The 17,352-nt window shown below is 62.7% G+C and carries 15 protein-coding genes and 1 pseudogene; 9 read left to right on the top strand and 7 right to left on the bottom strand.

What is annotated here, in order from left to right; all coding sequences use genetic code 11:
• Positions 1–85: 85 nt before the first annotated feature.
• Both MESCI2_RS0105995 and MESCI2_RS0106000 read right to left on the bottom strand, forming a co-directional pair.
• Positions 86–1,207, bottom strand: a complete 1,122-nt coding sequence (locus MESCI2_RS0105995) for an ABC transporter substrate-binding protein (RefSeq protein ID WP_023812840.1) — start codon at positions 1,205–1,207, stop codon at positions 86–88.
• 390 nt (positions 1,208–1,597) lie between these two features.
• Positions 1,598–1,864, bottom strand: coding sequence for an SEL1-like repeat protein (locus MESCI2_RS0106000; RefSeq protein WP_013532614.1), 267 nt, complete (start codon positions 1,862–1,864; stop codon positions 1,598–1,600).
• A gap of 449 nt (positions 1,865–2,313) precedes the next feature.
• Here MESCI2_RS0106000 and MESCI2_RS0106005 point away from each other — a divergent pair, with 449 nt between their 5' ends.
• From MESCI2_RS0106005 to MESCI2_RS0106025, 5 genes are all read left to right on the top strand, one after another.
• Positions 2,314–2,655, top strand: coding sequence for a DUF2147 domain-containing protein (locus MESCI2_RS0106005; RefSeq protein WP_027035768.1), 342 nt, complete (start codon positions 2,314–2,316; stop codon positions 2,653–2,655).
• 224 nt (positions 2,656–2,879) lie between these two features.
• Positions 2,880–3,038 carry a hypothetical protein gene (locus tag MESCI2_RS1000000138420; RefSeq protein WP_023812838.1) on the top strand — a complete coding sequence of 53 codons (159 nt, stop codon included), beginning with the start codon at positions 2,880–2,882 and terminating at the stop codon, positions 3,036–3,038.
• Positions 3,039–3,077: 39 nt separating this feature from the next.
• Positions 3,078–3,272: a hypothetical protein gene (locus MESCI2_RS0106015; RefSeq protein ID WP_027035769.1), complete on the top strand. Its 195-nt coding sequence runs from the start codon at positions 3,078–3,080 to the stop codon at positions 3,270–3,272.
• 116 nt (positions 3,273–3,388) lie between these two features.
• Entirely contained in the window at positions 3,389–4,852 is a 1,464-nt protein-coding gene (locus tag MESCI2_RS0106020) for an AMP nucleosidase (protein ID WP_245270246.1), read from the top strand.
• 101 nt (positions 4,853–4,953) lie between these two features.
• Positions 4,954–5,970: an endonuclease/exonuclease/phosphatase family protein gene (locus MESCI2_RS0106025; RefSeq protein ID WP_245270247.1), complete on the top strand. Its 1,017-nt coding sequence runs from the start codon at positions 4,954–4,956 to the stop codon at positions 5,968–5,970.
• Positions 5,971–5,974: 4 nt separating this feature from the next.
• Here the strand turns inward: MESCI2_RS0106025 and MESCI2_RS0106030 are convergent, their stop codons facing one another.
• The 3 genes from MESCI2_RS0106030 to MESCI2_RS1000000137840 all read right to left on the bottom strand — a co-directional run bounded on the left by MESCI2_RS0106030 (position 5,975) and on the right by MESCI2_RS1000000137840 (position 8,586).
• Positions 5,975–6,574 (bottom strand): DUF922 domain-containing protein, encoded by a 600-nt coding sequence (locus MESCI2_RS0106030; protein WP_027035772.1) that lies wholly within the window; start codon positions 6,572–6,574, stop codon positions 5,975–5,977.
• A 122-nt stretch (positions 6,575–6,696) separates the two neighbouring features.
• A complete protein-coding gene (locus tag MESCI2_RS0106035) occupies positions 6,697–8,376 on the bottom strand; it encodes an electron transfer flavoprotein-ubiquinone oxidoreductase (RefSeq protein WP_027035773.1) in 1,680 nt (559 codons plus the stop codon).
• A 63-nt stretch (positions 8,377–8,439) separates the two neighbouring features.
• A complete protein-coding gene (locus MESCI2_RS1000000137840; RefSeq protein WP_155936584.1) occupies positions 8,440–8,586 on the bottom strand; it encodes a hypothetical protein in 147 nt (48 codons plus the stop codon).
• A 10-nt stretch (positions 8,587–8,596) separates the two neighbouring features.
• On the opposite strand from MESCI2_RS1000000137840, the gene MESCI2_RS0106040 reads away from it, so the two are divergent.
• The 3 genes and pseudogenes from MESCI2_RS0106040 to MESCI2_RS01000000134385 all read left to right on the top strand — a co-directional run bounded on the left by MESCI2_RS0106040 (position 8,597) and on the right by MESCI2_RS01000000134385 (position 11,217).
• Positions 8,597–9,241: a hypothetical protein gene (locus MESCI2_RS0106040; protein WP_027035774.1), complete on the top strand. Its 645-nt coding sequence runs from the start codon at positions 8,597–8,599 to the stop codon at positions 9,239–9,241.
• Between the two features lie 228 nt (positions 9,242–9,469).
• Positions 9,470–10,351, top strand: a complete 882-nt coding sequence (locus MESCI2_RS0106045) for a uracil-DNA glycosylase (protein ID WP_027035775.1) — start codon at positions 9,470–9,472, stop codon at positions 10,349–10,351.
• A gap of 54 nt (positions 10,352–10,405) precedes the next feature.
• A pseudogene (locus tag MESCI2_RS01000000134385) lies at positions 10,406–11,217 on the top strand (helix-turn-helix domain-containing protein).
• On the opposite strand, the gene MESCI2_RS0106055 reads toward MESCI2_RS01000000134385, so the two are convergent.
• Both MESCI2_RS0106055 and MESCI2_RS0106060 read right to left on the bottom strand, forming a co-directional pair.
• Positions 11,218–12,120 carry a DMT family transporter gene (locus MESCI2_RS0106055; protein WP_245270280.1) on the bottom strand — a complete coding sequence of 301 codons (903 nt, stop codon included), beginning with the start codon at positions 12,118–12,120 and terminating at the stop codon, positions 11,218–11,220.
• A gap of 71 nt (positions 12,121–12,191) precedes the next feature.
• Complete coding sequence (locus MESCI2_RS0106060; RefSeq protein ID WP_027035777.1) at positions 12,192–14,498, bottom strand: xanthine dehydrogenase family protein molybdopterin-binding subunit; 2,307 nt, start codon at positions 14,496–14,498, stop codon at positions 12,192–12,194.
• 156 nt (positions 14,499–14,654) lie between these two features.
• Between MESCI2_RS0106060 and pepN the strand changes: the two genes are divergently transcribed.
• Positions 14,655–17,300: an aminopeptidase N gene (pepN, locus tag MESCI2_RS0106065; RefSeq protein WP_027035778.1), complete on the top strand. Its 2,646-nt coding sequence runs from the start codon at positions 14,655–14,657 to the stop codon at positions 17,298–17,300.
• Positions 17,301–17,352: the final 52 nt, after the last annotated feature.

Raw genomic sequence — 17,352 nt, forward strand, 5'->3', positions numbered from 1 at the left:
TCGAAGGCAGACTACAGGGCAAACAAGAAAATGGCCGGGACGAGCCCGGCCATTTCTCTATGCTATCCAGTCGCCAGGCCGGCGATTACTGCGCGATCGGTGCGTATTTGCCGTCATGCCACTGGTTGATGTCGTAGCTGGCATTCTTGAGGTCGCCCTTCTCATCGAAGGTGACATCACCGACAACGGTGCTGATCGGCGTGCCGTTCTTCAGCGCTTCGGCAACCTTGGCCGGGTCGTCGCTGCCGGCACGCTTGATGCCTTCGGCGAATGCCTGGATGGTGGCGTATGAGAACAGCGTGAAGCCCTCCGGCACGAAACCGCCGGCCTTGATCTTCTCGACGGCTGCCTTGGCTTCCGGCTTTGCCTGCGGATCCGACGGGAAGACGAACATGGTGCCCTCGCCGGCCGGGCCAGCGACCTGCCAGAATTCCGGCGAGGCGATGGAGTCCGGCATGATCAGCTGGAACTTCAGGTTCTGTTCCGCCGACTGACGCAGGATCAGGCCAGCTTCAGGATGATAGCCGCCGAAATAGACGACGTCGGCTTTCAAGTCCTTGAGCTTGGTGACGAGAGCCGAATAGTCCTTCTCGCCAGCGTTGATGCCGTCATAGTAGACCTCCTTGAGGCCGCCGGCATTCATCGTTGCCCTGACGGCGTCAGCCACGCCCTGTCCGTAGGCGCTCTTGTCGTGCAGGACGACGACATTCTTGCCGGCGAACTTCTTGGCGATCCATGGGCCGATGAAAGCGCCCTGCGCATCGTCACGCGTATAAAGGCGCATGATCGTCGGCCAGCCGGCCTTGGCGGCCGCGTCGGTCAGCACCGGGTTGGAAGAAGCCGGGCTCATCATCAGCGCGCCGGCTTCGGCATAGACGGCCGAGGCCGGAATGCTCGAACCCGAGCAGGCATGGCCGTCGATGAATTTGACGCCATCGGCGACGACGCGGTTGGCAACCGAGACGGCCTGCTTGGGATCGCACTGGTCGTCTTCGATATCAAGCTTGATCATCGACCCGTTGATGCCGCCAGCGGCGTTGATCGCGTCGGCAGCGGCCTGTGCGCCCTGCTTGAACTGATCGCCGATGGTGGCGAGCTGTCCGGTCATCGGGCCGATCACCGCAAAGGTGATGTCGTCGGCGAATGCGACCGGCGTACTCATCATCAGGCCGAATATGGCCGCGTTCAAAATACTCAATTTTTTCATGATGGTAGAACTCCTCCACTCACGCGCGGCCGCCCGGCCGCGCTTCTTCCAGAGAGGCCGGACAATTTCATCCTTCATTGGGCCTGTCTAGGCGCATTGGCGCCGCTCGATTGGGCCTGCAAGACGTCATCCACGCAAAAAGCCACGCCAGCCTTGTTCCGGCTGGTCGTGGCTTTTTTGCCCGTCGAGCAATCTCCAGGCGCCCCCGCGCCTAAAAATCCCGCTCAGCTTCCCTGTGTCGCGCACGACTGGGCCTTGCGGCCTGCCGCGTTCTCTTTCTTAACCGTGACCGTCTTGCGCGGCCTTCGATTTCGCCGGGTCTGGCTGTCTGTGCGGCCTTGATCCCGGAGCTTCCCTGTCTTCGATAGGCCTGTCTGCGATTGGCAGATTTCAGTGCATGGTCATCCATTCGCGGGCTTCGCGCAGTGCCGTGGCGATCTCGACCTTCGACATGGCCGCCGACAGTTCCGAGCGCAGTTCCGCGGCGCGGGCAGAGCCCTTGATGGCGGCGATGTTGAACCATTTGTGGGCGGCAACGACATCGGTCTCGCAATCGCGGCCGGTCGCATACATCATGCCCAGTTCGAAAAGGATGTCGGCCTGGGCAGTTGCCCCCATGGCGCCGAAACCTGCTTCAAGCATTTCAAAACGTGCCATTTCAATCCCCTGTTTTCCGGCCCTGTCAGGCTCCCGAGAGCTGCCTTCTTTCGTCCTTGCCGGCTGCTCTTCCGATGCTTTCGAGAATGCCGTGCAGGCTTGAATCCGTCGTTAAATGGCGTGCTTAATTTGAGGAAAACAAAGCTAAAACAAGAGGTAAACGCGAAAATTCGTTAAGGATACAAAACCAGCAATTCAGCCTGCTTGCGTCAAATTTGACGAAAATTTTCCAATGCCAAGTCAAGACTTCGCTAACCACGGGAGACAAAGGCGATGCGCCGATCGTTTCAATTCCTTGGCCAGGAGGCGCATTCGGGGCCCTTCAAAATCCGAAAGTCTTCCGTTGCGGCACCGCTTTTGTTTTGCCGGGAGCTGGATTAGCTTACGTTTGCGTAAGCGGCAGACCGGCGAGGCGGAGCATCCGGCCGGACATCCAAAGGGAGGAAGATATGTTTCGAAAAGTGAGCCTGGCCCTTGCGGCCACATTGATCATGGCCGGTGCGGCCTGGGCCGATCCGATCGAGGGCAATTGGAAGACGCAGGCCGGCGACACCGCAGCCATCGCAGGCGGCGGCTCGTTTTCCATCACGCTCAAGTCCGGCAAATATGCCGGCAAGACCATCGGCTCGCTCAAGGCGACAGGCGACAACAAATACGCCGGCAACATCACCGACCCGGCAAACGACAAGACCTATTCGGGCAAGGCGACATTGTCGGGCACCTCTCTCAAGATGAGCGGCTGCGTGCTCGGCGGACTGATCTGCAAGAGCCAGACCTGGCACAAACTCTGATCGAGCGCATCCTTGCGACATGAGGACGGGGCCCGACGGGCCCCGTTTTCGTTTTGTCGACACATCCTGCACCGGTGATGCCCGATACCCGCCGGCGGCTATCCAAACCGACGCCGTCTCCGCCAAAACCCCGTCAATCATTTTGAACCGCAGATGAACGCCGGCATCAGAGCCGGTTCAGTTGCATCAGGGCATTCTCCGGCGTGTTGAAGGAGACCGACCCAATGCTTGCTCGCCGCTTCACCATCGTCTGCCTGCTGGTGAGCCTGTTTGGAATGTTCTTCGCCATCCTCGTCGCCGAAGCGGGCCGCCCGGCCCGCGCCTGGGACGAAGCCAGTTCCAGAACCTGCCGCCTCGCCTGCCCCACCCATCTTCGCAACTGAACAAAGAACCAAGACCTCGAAAAGAAAAGCTCAGACATCATGAACCGCATCGCCGCCAACGCTCTCAAGACCCTTCGGCTTCTGCCGCGGGCGGCGCTTATCCTGACGGTTCTGGCCGCTCCGGTTCTGGCCGTGCCGATGATGCGCTCCGATGCCGGCTCGACGATCGACGCACCAGCCCTGAAGAAGTCCGGCGTCGGCTTCGTGCTCCTGGTCAGCCTGCAGCGCGGTTGAAGAAAAACGGCGCTTTGGCCGCCTTCGGTCGCGACACCCCTCCCAAGTGCCGATCCAAGTCTCTATATTGAGCCATGGAAAAGCGAATCTACCCACAAGCCATCGAATCTGTCGTCATGCCGGAGCCTTTTGGCCGGCAAAGCTTTGATAGCGCCGAAAAGGCCGTCAAGGCACTGCAGGCGCTTTACGACCGCAACACCAAGTTCCTGCGCGACTCCTTCGCAGAGCTGGCGGCAGCAGGCGGCGACAATGGCAAGCGCTACCGGGCCTTCTATCCGGAGATCGGCGTCACCACCAACTCATTCACCCAGATCGACTCGCGCCAGGCCTATGGCCATATGCCGACGCCTGGGCATTTTTCCACCACCATCACCCAGCCGGGCCTGTTCGAAAGCTACCTCGTCGAGCAGTTGCGCCTGATCATGCGCAATCATGGGGTTGCAGTCACGGTGTCGGAATCGACCACACCCATCCCGCTGCATTTCGCCTTCCTTGAAGGCACCCATGTCGACGGCGCGGCGGCAGAGCGCATCAAGCGGCCGATCCGCGACCTGTTCGACGTGCCGGATCTCGATGGCACCGACGACCAGATCGCCAACGGCACCTTCGAAGTCGCCTTCGGCGAGCCGAGGCCTCTGGCGCCTTTCACGGCGCAGCGCATCGACTATTCGCTGCACCGGCTGTCGCACTATACGGCGACCACGCCGCAGCAGTTCCAGAACTTCGTGCTGTTCACCAATTATCAGTTCTACATCGACGAATTCGTCGCCCGCGCCCGCGACCTGATGGCCAAAGGCGGCGGCGGATACACGGAGTTCGTCGAGCCGGGCAATGTCATCACCAAGAGCGGGCAAAGCGCGCCCAGTGAAGGCGTTGCACCGCCGCGCCTGCCGCAGATGCCGGCCTATCATCTGAAGAAATCGGGACATGGCGGCATCACCATGGTCAATATCGGCGTCGGGCCTTCCAACGCCAAGACCATCACCGACCATATTGCAGTGCTGAGGCCGCATGCCTGGGTGATGCTCGGTCACTGCGCCGGCTTGCGCAACACCCAGGCGCTTGGCGACTATGTGCTGGCGCATGCCTATGTGCGCGAGGACCACGTGCTGGACGACGATCTTCCGGTCTGGGTGCCGATCCCGCCGCTGGCCGAGATCCAGGTGGCGTTGCAGGAAGCCGTCGCCGAAGTCACCGGCCTTTCCGGCTACGACCTGAAGCGCATCATGCGCACCGGCACCGTCGCCACCATCGACAATCGCAACTGGGAGCTGCGCGACCAGCGTGGGCCCGTACAGCGTCTGTCGCAATCTCGCGCCATCGCACTCGACATGGAATCGGCGACCATCGCCGCCAATGGCTTCCGCTTCCGTGTTCCCTACGGCACGCTGCTGTGCGTTTCGGACAAACCGCTGCATGGCGAGTTGAAGCTGCCCGGCATGGCGACCGAATTCTACAAGCGCCAGGTGGCGCAGCACCTGACCATCGGCATCAGGGCAATGGAAAAGCTTGCGGAAATGCCGATGGAGCGGCTGCATTCGCGCAAGCTCAGAAGTTTTTCGGAGACGGCGTTCCAGTAGGCCGGTTCCACGCATCGCATGGGCATTTCGTCATCTTGATTGGGCCGCATTTCTGCCGATAAGCAGACGGCATGGAGAGAGCGAGCTTCGGGACATTGCTGATGTCGGTTGCATTCCTGGCAATGCTGGCCTGTTCGATCGCGCTCGTGGCCGGGTTTTTCGGAACGCTGCATCCGGCCTTCGATTCCTTCTCGCATTTCCGCATCCACCTTGCCGTGCTGATGGCGCTTTGCGCACTGCCGCTGCTGGCCACGACATTTCGCCTGCAAGCGGCCGTGGCGCTGCTTTTTGCCGTGGCGGCCTTCGCCACCACTTCCGGTTCGCTGTCCTTCTCCCGCCTGTGGCCGGTTCAGGCCGCCTATGAAGCCAAGAACGAAGACCGCGCGATCTACAAGCTGCTGCAGATGAACCTGCGCTACGACAATCCAACGCCGAAGAAGGTGCTGTCGCTGATCGGCCGGACCAATCCCGACGTGATCACCCTCGACGAAGTATCGGCGATGTGGGCGACCGAGCTTGGCTATATCAGCAGCGCCTATCCATACCGGATCCTCTGTCCTTACCCTAACAAGATATTCGGCGTCGCGCTGCTCTCGCGGCGGCCCTTTGCCGCCGGCACCGAGGCGCGTTGTGAACGGCGCGGCGCCATGGCGACAGCGACCGTCGACTTCGGCGGCATCGACGTCGATGTCGCCGCGATCCATCTCAGCTGGCCCTGGCCACGCGAACAGTACTGGCAGATCGGTGAATTGACGGAGCCGCTTTCCGCGCTCGGCGAGACGGCCATCATGGCTGGCGACTGCAATGCCGCGCCGTGGAGTGCCGCCGTGCGGCGGGTCGCGGCGCTTGGCGGGCTGACCGTGATGCCGTCCGCCGGCCCGACCTGGATCCACATCAAGCTGCCAGACTTCCTGCGGCGCTTCGCCGGCCTGCCGATCGACCAGGTTTTCAGCAAGGGCGGTGTGACCATCCATTCCGCGACACGGCTGGAAGACACCGGCTCGGATCACCTTCCGGTCATGGTGGAGTTCTCGCTCAGGCTGAACCAGCAAAAGCCGCTCGATGAACATGAAACCGCGACCGCGGCCATTGTTCGGACCGGCAAGACGCCAGGCTGAAGGATCAGGGCCTGACCAAAGCGACTACGAGATGCTGGACATGGCCGCCGCCGCGATGCTCGCGCGCATCGAAAGCGAGCTGCTTGGCCTCATATGCGGCATTGGTGGCCTTGATACGTCGCTGTGCCTCGCGACGTGTCTTGTAACAGGACCGGTCGTCGGCAATCCTGAGGCCGGAGATCGATCTCTCCGTGGCCCGCATCATCTCCCTGGCGATGCGGCCATGGGTTTCTTCATGGGCGCGGACGCCAGCGAAGAACCGCGTCCAGCGCTTCCGGAGCGTCGGCGTGGTGGCTGAGGCGACACGCGGAAATGTATAGAAGAGATTGAGCGTGCCGTTGGCACGCCGCAAGCGGCAACCGCCATTGTCCTGGCTGGTGTCAAGGTCCCAATCCACTGCGTAGCCGGTCAACGCGATGGCATGCGTCATGAAGCCGTGCTTCGGCCCCTTGCGGTCCATCGCCTGCATCAGCGCCAGCCCCGTGTTCCCGGTGATGTCGTAGGTCCGCGTCTTGACCACCACCCTGGTGCCGGCCGAGGCCGCCGAAGCCAAACCGAACAGCGCAGTGATCGCCACGAGGCATGCCAGAACCGCCAGGCGCATTGGCCATCTCCTTATCGTCAAGGAATGGAACCATAAGCGCGCGGCAGTTTCAACAGTCCTAATGTTTCACATGCCACAGGAGACCCGAGTCACCGCCGGGGCACGCTGTGGCCGGCGCGGGCCTACATGCCCTGGTAGACCGGGCCTTCTCCGCCTTGCGGCGGCACCCAGTTGATGTTCTGGTTCGGGTCCTTGATGTCACATGTCTTGCAGTGGACGCAGTTCTGCGCGTTGATGACAAAGCGCACATCCTTGGCCGTGGGATCGGCGGCGGCATTGCCGTCCTTGTCGACCCACTCGTAAACCCCGGCCGGACAATAGCGCGTCGAGGGGCCCGCAAAGACATCGTGCTCGGAACGCTTCTGCAGTTCCATGTCGCCGACAAGCAGGTGGACCGGCTCGTTTTCCTCGTGATTGGTGTTGGACAGGAACACCGAGGACAGCCGGTCGAAAGTCAGCACGCCATCGGGCTTCGGATAGGCGATCTTCTTGTGCCGGGCGGCGGGCTCTAGCGTTGCATAGTCGGCCTTGCCATGCTTCAGCGTGCCGAAGGGCGAGACACCGAACAGCGTGTTCAGCCACATGTCGAGGCCGCCGAGGCCGACACCGACGATGGTGCCGAAGCGCGACCACAGCGGCTTGACGTTGCGCACCTTCTTCAGATCCTTGCCGATGTCGGTCGCGCGCCAGGCTTCCTCGTAGGAAGTGAGTTCGTCATTGGCGCGCCCGGCACCGATCGCCTCGGCGACATGCTCGGCCGCCAGCATGCCGGACAGCACGGCATTGTGCGAGCCCTTGATGCGCGGCACGTTGACGAAGCCCGCCGCACAGCCCATCAGCGCACCACCGGGGAAGGAGAGTTTCGGCACCGACTGCCAGCCGCCCTCGGTGATGGCGCGCGCGCCATAGCCCAGGCGCTTGGCGCCCTCGAAGGTCCCGCTGATTGCCGGATGGGTCTTGAAGCGCTGGAATTCCTCGAACGGCGACAGATACGGGTTCTTGTAATTGAGGTGGAGGACGAAGCCGACCGCCACCTGATTGTCCTCGAGATGGTAGAGGAACGAGCCGCCGCCGGTCTTCAAGTCAAGCGGCCAGCCGAAGGAATGCTGGACCAGCCCCGGACGGTGGTTCTCCGGCTTGACCTGCCAGAGTTCCTTCAGGCCGATGCCGTATTTGCCGGGCTCACGGCCATCGGAAAGCTTGTATCTGGCGATCAATTGCTTGGCGAGTGAACCGCGCGCGCCCTCGCCGATCAGCACATATTTGCCCATCAGCGCCATTCCGGGTGCGAAACCCGGGCCATGTGTGCCGTCCTTCTCGATGCCCATGTCGCCGGTGACGACGCCGGTGACGGCGCCTTCTTCATTGTACAGCAAGCCTGCGGCGGCAAAGCCCGGATAGATCTCGACGCCGAGCGCTTCGGCCTTGGTCGCCAGCCAGCGGCAGACATTGCCGAGCGAGACGATGTAGTTGCCGTGATTGTTCATCAGCGGCGGCATGAAAATGTTGGGCAGGCGAAACGAGCCGGCGGGACCGAGGACCAGGAAATGATCTGATGTGACCGGCGTCTTGAAGGGATGGCCGTCCTCGTCGCGCCAGCCCGGCAAGAGCCGGTCGATGCCGATCGGATCGACGACTGCGCCGGAGAGGATATGGGCGCCGACCTCACCGCCCTTCTCCAGGACAACGACCGAAAGCTCGGGATTGACCTGCTTGAGGCGGATGGCGGCGGCGAGGCCCGCCGGTCCGGCGCCGACGATAACCACGTCGAATTCCATGCTTTCGCGTTCGATGTCGCTCATCAACCCCTCCGCACTGGCTTATCCCATTCGGGTATCTTGCTGGCTCCCGCGCTGCATAGCGCATCAATTGACGACAGGAAACCGGCGCATACGTGACAATGCCGTTTTGGCCAAAAAGTCGCGCATTGCGAGGCTGGAAGACGGCTTTTCGCCCGGCATTGCCTCCAAGGCGCGCGTTTTTAATTGTTCGACGGCTTGCTTATCGGCCATACTTCACGCCATGCGCATTCCTGGGCCAGCCGGCTTTTCATCGACGCGCTTTCTTTTCCCGCCCGGCCGGATCCGCCGGGCGCTCCTTTTGGCCCTTCTGATGCTGGCGCCGCATCACGCTGCCGCCGACGAAGTGAAGGTCTGGGCGGCGGGCGCCTACTCCTTCTCCGACGAGCTTGGCGGCTTCCGCATCACCGGCGCCTCGGGCATCGGGACGAAGGACGATCCGTTCGTCATCACCGAAGAGCTGAATTCGTCAACGCCGGTGACGCTGACGATCCGCACGACAAAGCCGATCCAGGCCTTCGGCAAGGCCGGCGAATTCGCCAACGGCATGATGTATATGCGCATCGAGGTGCTCAACAACAGCGGCCAAGCCTGGATCGAATTCCAGTTCGAATTGCAGGAGATCCTGAACCAGCCGAGCGTGTTCGGCGACGGGCTTTCCTTCGACCAGCGCAACAAGACGCCGGACAATATCTTGTCGAGCAATTTCGCCGATTTCGATCGCGATTTCGAACCCTATGACCGGCTGCTGTTCAGGAATGGCAAGGTCGACCCGCTGAAAACCGCCAGGTTCGAATTCCTCATGACCGACTACACGCCGCGCTGGACCTTCTATCTGGTGCAGGACCCGCGCATACCAACGGGGTAGAAATGATAGGAATTTTTTCTTGACTCGGTGAGATCAGCTATGGTACATTTTTGCCTATGGTGCTGATTTGCGCCAGTGACCCGCCGCACAGGCGGGTTTTTCGTTTGATGCTCCGTCAGCCAGCGCGCCGGCGAAAGGCTCCGAAGGAACCCGTCAACCCGGGTTCGTTGCCCTGGTAGAGAAGCTGCCAGCCTTGCAAATTGCCGCCACGCGGACGAATGTGAATCGATGACTGCCGCTTCCCCAACCAACAGACCTGATATCGCCGACCTGCTGGCGTTTTACGCCAGCGTGGGCGTCGACGAGGCACTCGAAGAGCAGCCGGTGAACCGGTTCGCCGAGGTTGCGCCAAAGCCGATGGAGCGCGCGCCGACCGCAGCGCCTTCGGGTGACACCTCCACTCCGCTGCGCTCGACGACCGTGTCCCGCGGCGAAGCCGGGGACAGAGCAAATGCACCACCCGTTGCGCGGTCGCCGTCTGCGACGACTGCGGTTCCCGATGAAGCGCAGGCGGCACTGGCTCGCCAATTGGCGACGACAGCAACGACGCTGGACGAGCTTCGCCAGCACATGGCGGCATTCGACGGCTGCAATCTCAAGGCCACCGCCAAGAACCTGGTGTTCGCCGACGGCAACCCGGAAGCCGCCGTCATGCTGGTCGGCGAGGCACCCGGCCGCGATGAGGACCTCGAGGGCCTGCCCTTCGTCGGCCGCTCGGGCCGGCTGCTCGACCGCATGCTGGCGGCGATCGGGCTCGACCGCACTTCAGTCTATATCGCCAATGTCATTCCCTGGCGGCCGCCGGGCAATCGCACGCCGACGCCGCACGAGACCGAGATCTGCCGGCCGTTCATCGAGCGACAGATCGAGCTGGTCAATCCCAAGGTGCTGATCAACCTTGGCGGCCCGTCAGCCAAGACCTTGCTCAACACCTCGGAAGGCATATTACGGCTGCGCGGCAACTGGCGCGTCCACACGACGGCGTCCGGCATCGCCATCCCGGCCATGCCGACGCTGCATCCGGCCTATCTCCTGCGAACCCCGTCGCACAAGAAGCTGGCGTGGCGAGATTTCCTCGAAGTCAAGGCGAAGCTGCGCGCGCTCACCTAGCGATAACCTCGCAGGTAATTGAAATGCGCGCCTCTCCGGCCTAGTCATTCACCCATGACAGCAGCCCAAACCTTCGCCGGCAGCCTCATTCGCGAGTGGCGCACCCGCCGCCGCATGTCGCAGCTCGATCTCGCCATGGAGGCCGAAATCTCGCAGCGCATCTGAGCTTCGTCGAAAGCGGCCGCGCCGCGCCCTCGCGCGAGATGGTGCTGCATCTGGCCGAGCAATTGTCGATACCGCTGAGGCAACGCAACCAGCTGCTGCTCGCCGCCGGCTTTGCCCCCAGCTTCGGCGAACGCTCGCTGACCGACACGACGCTGGCGCCGGCGATGGCGGCGGTCGAGATCGTGCTCAAAGGCCACGAGCCTTTCCCGGCACTCGCCGTCGACCGCCACTGGAACCTGGTCTCGGCCAACGCCGCCATCGCCCCCTTCCTTGCCGATGTCGGCGAGGCTTCGCTGCTGACGCCGCCGGTCAACGTGCTTCGCCTCAGCCTGCATCCCGGCGGCATCGCACCACGCATCGTCAATCTCGCGGAGTGGCGGACGCATCTCCTTGAGCGCCTGAAACACCAGAACGATGCCAGCGGCGACGAGGTGCTGATCGAATTGGAGCGTGAGCTGAGGACTTATCCATCCGGCCTGAAAGGCAGCCGGCCGTCGCCGGTCGAGCCGAATGCCATCGTGCATCCGCTCAGGCTGGCGCATGGCGATCAGGTGCTGTCATTCATCAGCACCATCACCGTGTTCGGCACGCCGCTCGACGTGACGCTTTCGGAACTGGCGATCGAATCGTTTTTCCCCGCCGACGAACAGACGAGGACAGTTCTGGTTCGGTTGGCGAAGGAGCGAGCCGAGCTGTCGTAATCACCCTTCAGGCAAAGACGCCTTGCGCGTGCGGGTGCGCTCCAGGCCAAGCTGGCGTTCGCGCCAGATGATGAAGATGCCGGCGGCGACGACGATCAGGCCGCCGACAAGCATATGGAGCGTGGCGACGTCGCCGAAGACGAGATAACCGACGACGACGCCGAGGATCATCGACGTATATTCGAACGGCGCCACGACCGAGGCCTCGGCATGGCGATAGGCCGCCGTCATCAGGATCTGCCCGAGGCCGCCGCAGAAGCCGGCGGCAACAAGGAGAGCCGTCTGGAGCGGCGTCAGCGCCTGCCAGCCGAATGGCAGCGACAGCAGCGACATGACGCTCGCCGTCACCGAAAACCACAGCACGATGGTCGCCGTGCGCTCGCTTTGCACGAGATTGCGCACCAGGAGCATGGCGACGGCCGAGATCGCTGCCGCGACAAGAGCGGCCATGACGCCAAGCACTTCCTGGTCGTCGAGCGCCTCGTCGGAACTGAGTAGCGTCAGTTCCGGCCAGGAGATGATCAGCACGCCGACCAGGCCGACCGCGACCGCGCTCCAGCGATAGACACGGATGGCCTCGCCGAGGAAGATCGAGCTGAACACCACCACCAGCAGCGGCTGCGCGTAGTTCAGCGTGATCGCTTCCGGCAGCGGCAGCCGGGTCAACGCGAAAAAGCCGAGCCCCATGGCGCAGACGCCGACCAGGCCGCGGGCGATGTGGTTGAACGGACGCCTGGTGGTGAAGGCGGTGCCGAGTTCTTTCCTGAAGGCCAGGAAGGCGATGATCGGGAAGATGGCGAAGAAAGAGCGGAAGAAGACAATCTGGCCGGCCGGAACCGTGCCTGCGGCTTTGATGCAGGTCTGCATGCCGACGAAGACCGCCACCGACACGATCTTGAGCATGATGCCGGTAAGCGTGTCGTGCCCGCCGGCATCATCGCTGGCTGTGGCCGAGGGGCTGCCGGGGCCTGCTGTCACGCTCCCGACGCTTCTTGGATCGTCGCCCAGATACGCGCCGGCGTTGCCGGCATGTCGATGTGCTTGACGCCATAGGCGCGCCAGAGCGCGTCGGTCACCGCATTGAGTGCCGCCGGGGTCGAGCCGATGGTGCCGGCCTCGCCCGCGCCCTTGATGCCGAGTGCATTGGTGGTCGAAGGCACGTTGCGGGTCTCGAAATGGAAGAACGGGAAATTGTCGGCGCGCGGCATGGCGTAATCCATGAAGCTCGCCGTCAAAAGCTGTCCATCCTCGCCATAGATAGTGTCCTCGGTCAGTGCCTGGCCGATACCTTGCACCACGCCGCCATGCACCTGGCCGGCGAGCAGGATCGGGTTCACGGTGACGCCGAAATCGTCGACGATGGTGTAGCGGACGATCTCGGTGGCGCCGGTGTCGGGATCGATCTCGACCTCGCAGATATGGGTGCCGTTGGGATAGGTGCATTCGTCCTGCACGAATTCGCCAAAGCCCTTGAGATCGTCAGGCGTCTTGGCGGCCTTGGCGATGGTGGAAAAATCGATCGAGCGATCGGTGCCGACGATGCGGGCAACGCCGTCGGACAATTCGATGTCGCCGGCAGAAGCTTCCAGTTCGTCGGCTGCGATGCGCTTGATCTTGTTGGCCAGATCCTCGCCCGCGCGGGAAGCCGATACACCCCCCAGCGGAATGGAGCGCGAGCCGCCGGTCCCGCCGCCGGCTTTCAATTCGTCGGTATCGCCCTGGCGGACATGGATCTTGTCGATGTCGAGATTGAGCTTTTCCGACAAGAACTGCGCATAGGCGGTGGCGTGCCCCTGCCCGTTGGTCTGGGTGCCGATCTTCAGCGTCACCGTGCCATCGCCGTTGAGTTCGACGAAGGCCGGTTCGGAGCCCGGAAAGGCGCAGGCCTCGATATAGGTCGCCATGCCGAGACCGCGGATTTTTCCGCCGGCCTTCGATTGCGCCAGCCGCTCAGGAAACGCTTTCCATTCGGATTGCTCGATGGCGCGCTCCATATGGCCTTCGAATTCACCATTGTCGTAAAGGCGACCGGTCTGCGTCCGGTAGGGAAACTGCTCCGGACGGATGAAGTTGCGGCGGCGGATCTCCTCGACAGGCAGGCCGAGATCATGGGCGCAGGCATCGACCAGCTTTTCCAGCAGGAAGGCTGCTTCCGGACGGCCGGCACCGCGATAGGCATCGACCGGGCAGGTGTTGGTGTAGAGGCCGGTCACCGAGACGTCGAGCGCCTGGATATCATAGACACCGGTCGACATGGTGACGCCGATATAGGGGATGAACGGGCCGTATTGCGAGATATAGGCGCCGATGTTGGCGAGCAGGTCCACCTTCATACCGAGAAAGCGGCCGTCCTTGTCGAGCGCCATCTCGGCCGTGACGAAATTGTCGCGCCCTTGCGCGTCGGTCAGGAAGTGTTCGGTGCGGTCACCGGCCCATTTCACCGGGTGGCCAAGCCGCTTTGCCGCTTCCAGCACCAGCGGATATTCGCGGTAGACGAAGCTCTTCGGCCCGAAACCACCGCCGACATCAGGCGTGATGACGCGCAGCTGGTCCTTCTTGATCTTGAACACGCTGGCCAGGATATACTGCATGGAGTGCACGCCTTGCGACCCGGTGGTCAGCACGAAGCGCTTCTCCTCGACGTTCCATTCGCCGATCGCGGAGCGCGGCTCCATGTAATTGCACACCAGCCGGTTGTTGACGAACTCGATGCGGGTGACATGGGCGGCCTTGGCGAAAGCCGCTTCGGTCTTTTTCCTGTCGCCCATGTGGTAGCTGAAGGCACGGTTGGAACCAAGCTCCGGCCAGACCAGCGGCGTGCCTTCGGCAAGTGCATTTGCGGTCCCGGAGGCCGCGTCTTCGCCGTCATAGTCGACATCGATCAGTTCAGCGGCATCCTGCGCCAAGGCACGGCTGTCGGCGACGACGAAGGCAACGGCATCGCCGACATAGTTGACGCGGTCGCGGCACAGGATCGGGATGTCGCGCGTCGGCGCCTTGGTGCCGTCCGGCTGTTCCTGCATGACGCCGGATTTCAGATCGCCGAGATGGGCAAGATCCTTGCCGGTCAGCACCAGATGGACGCCAGGTGCCGCCTTCGCCGCCTCGGTCGAACCGATGGTGAAGCTGGCCTTGGCGACCGGCGAGCGCAGGACATAGCCATGCAGGACGCCAGCCGGCTGGATGTCGTCGGTATAACGGCCCTGGCCCTGGATGAAGGCGGCATCCTCGCGCCGCAGCACGGATGCGCCCATGCCGAATTTCGGTGTGACGACGGTCATGGATGCCTCGTGATGATGACAGGAGAAGGAACGCCTGAAATAGGCAATGCCTCAGTTTTGTCGAGGGGCCGTTTCGTGTAAAGAGCGCGGACTTCAAATTTCTTGGACCAGCGGACACGATCCGCCGCCAACGCAATCGACAGGAAAACCCACGGAATGCGCACGGACACCGGCCAGGTCTTCAAACTCGAAGACTATCGCCCCAACGACTACCTCATTCCGAAAACCGACCTTACCTTCCGCCTTTCGCCAGACGCAACGCGTGTCACCGCCGTCCTCACGATAGAGCGCCGTGACGACGTCTCCGTGTCGGCACCGTTGGTGCTCGACGGCGACGGGCTGACGCTCAAGCGCATCGAGATCGACGGCAAGAAGGTAAAACCGGCGGATCTGCTGGCGACACCTGACCAGCTGACCATCCTCAAGCCATCGGCGGCGCGTCGCTTCCAGTTGCTCATCGAGACCGAGGTGGCGCCGGCGGGCAACGAAGCCCTGATGGGCCTCTACCGCTCGAGCAATGTCTACTGCACGCAATGCGAAGCCGAGGGCTTTCGCCGCATCACCTATTTCCTCGATCGTCCCGACATCCTGTCCGTCTACACGGTGCGCATAGAGGCAATGCGTGACGAAGCGCCGCTGCTCCTGTCCAACGGCAACCCGGTCGACAGAGGCGACCTCGGCGACGGCTGGCACTATGCCGTGTGGCACGACCCTTTCCCCAAGCCGTCCTATCTGTTCGCATTGGTGGCCGGCAATCTCGGCCAGGTTGCGGACAGTTTCGTCACGCTATCGGGCCGCACAGTCGAACTCGGCATCTATGTCGAACCCGGCAAGGAGAAGCTGGCCGGCTACGCGATGGATGCCCTGAAGCGGTCGATGAAGTGGGACGAGGAGGCGTTCGGCCGCGAATACGATCTCGACGTCTTCAACATCGTCGCCGTGTCCGACTTCAACATGGGAGCGATGGAGAACAAGGGCCTCAACATCTTCAACGACAAATATGTGCTGGCCGACCGGGAGACCGCGACGGACGCCGATTTCGCCAATATCGAGGCGATCATCGCGCATGAGTATTTCCACAATTGGACAGGCAACAGAATCACTTGCCGCGACTGGTTCCAGCTCTGCCTGAAGGAAGGCCTGACGGTTTTCCGCGACCACGAATTCTCCGCCGACCAGCGTTCGCGCGCGGTCAAGCGCATCGCCGAAGTGCGCACCTTGCGCGCCCACCAGTTTCCCGAGGACCAAGGTCCGCTGGCGCATCCGGTGCGGCCGCGCCGCTACCGCGAGATCAACAATTTCTACACCGCGACGGTCTACGAGAAGGGCTCCGAAGTGGTGCGCATGATCCGCACAATTCTCGGTGCCGACGTCTTTCGCGCCGGCATGGACCTCTATTTCGAGCGGCACGACGGTGACGCGGCGACGATCGAGGATTTCATCAAGGTGTTCGAGGATGCGTCCGGCCGCGACCTGTCGCAGTTCGCGCTCTGGTATCATCAGGCAGGCACGCCGAACCTGACGATCAGTTCGACGCACAATCCGGCGGCGCAAGAATTCACGCTCGAAATCGAGCAGTCGGTGCCGCCGACACCCTCCGAAAGCCGCAAGCGGCTGATGCACATCCCGCTGGCTTTCGGCCTGATCGGCGCCGGCGGCAAGCCTGTGCCGTATAGCGGCGTCGAGGGCGCCAGCGTCGAGGACGGCGTCATCCATATCCGCAAGCGCCGCCACATGGTGCGGTTTTCAGGCGTCACCGAGCGCCCGGCCGTGTCGCTCAACCGCGGCTTTTCGGCGCCGGTGACATTGTCCGTCGAGCAGAAAGCCGACGACCAGTTCTTCCTCGCCCGCCATGACAGCGACGCCTTTTCGCGCTGGCAGGCCTTCAACACATTGCTGACCGATGCATTGATCTCAGCCTTCCGCGAGATCCTCGGCGGCAAGCATCCGGCCTTTGCGCCGCGGCTGATCGAACTCGCCGGCAGCATTGCCGGTGACGAGGCGCTGGAGCCGGCCTATCGGGCGCTGGCGCTGGCCCTGCCCGGCGAAGCCGACATTGCCCGCGACATCGGCAGGAACATCGACCCCGATGCCATCTATGCGGCTCGCGAGGCGCTGGCGTTGGCGATCGGCACTGCGAACCGGGACGTTTTTTCGGGCCTCTACCGCAGCCTTGCCGACAAAGATGCGTTCAGCCCCGACGCGGCGAGCGCCGGACGACGCGCCTTGCGCAACACCCTGCTGGATTATCTGGCGCTGCAGCCGGGCGGAGCGGCACTCGCCGCCGGGCATTTCCAGTCCGCGACCAACATGACCGACCGCGCGGCAGCACTTGCCGTGCTCGCGCATCGTCACCACGGTTCGCCAGAGGCGGCCGAGGCGCTAGCGGCTTTCGAGACGACCTATGGCTCCGACCCGCTGGTCATGGACAAATGGTTCCAGATCCAGGCCAGCGTTCCGGGACCGCAAACCGTCGACACCGTGAAGGCCCTGACCAACCACCCGGCCTTCTCGATGGGCAATCCGAACCGGGTTCGCTCGCTGATCGGCACCTTCTCCAGCGCCAACCAGACCGGTTTCCATCGTGCCGACGGCGAAGGCTACTGGTTCTTTGCCCAGACTGTGCTCGAGGTTGAAAAGCGCAACCCGCAAGTGGCGGCAAGGCTGGCGACGGCGCTCAGATCCTGGCGTTCGCTCGAACCCTTGCGGCAAGCGAAGGCCAGGGAAGCGCTGCTTTCGATCGCCGGCGCCGAAAACCTGTCGGCGGATCTGCGCGATATCGTCGAGCGCACGCTGGCGTAGGGAGAGCGATCTCCCCCACAAGGGGGGAGATCGACCATTTGAGCATTATTTT

Source organism: Mesorhizobium ciceri WSM4083, from assembly GCF_000519305.1.
Taxonomy (GTDB): domain Bacteria; phylum Pseudomonadota; class Alphaproteobacteria; order Rhizobiales; family Rhizobiaceae; genus Mesorhizobium; species Mesorhizobium ciceri_B.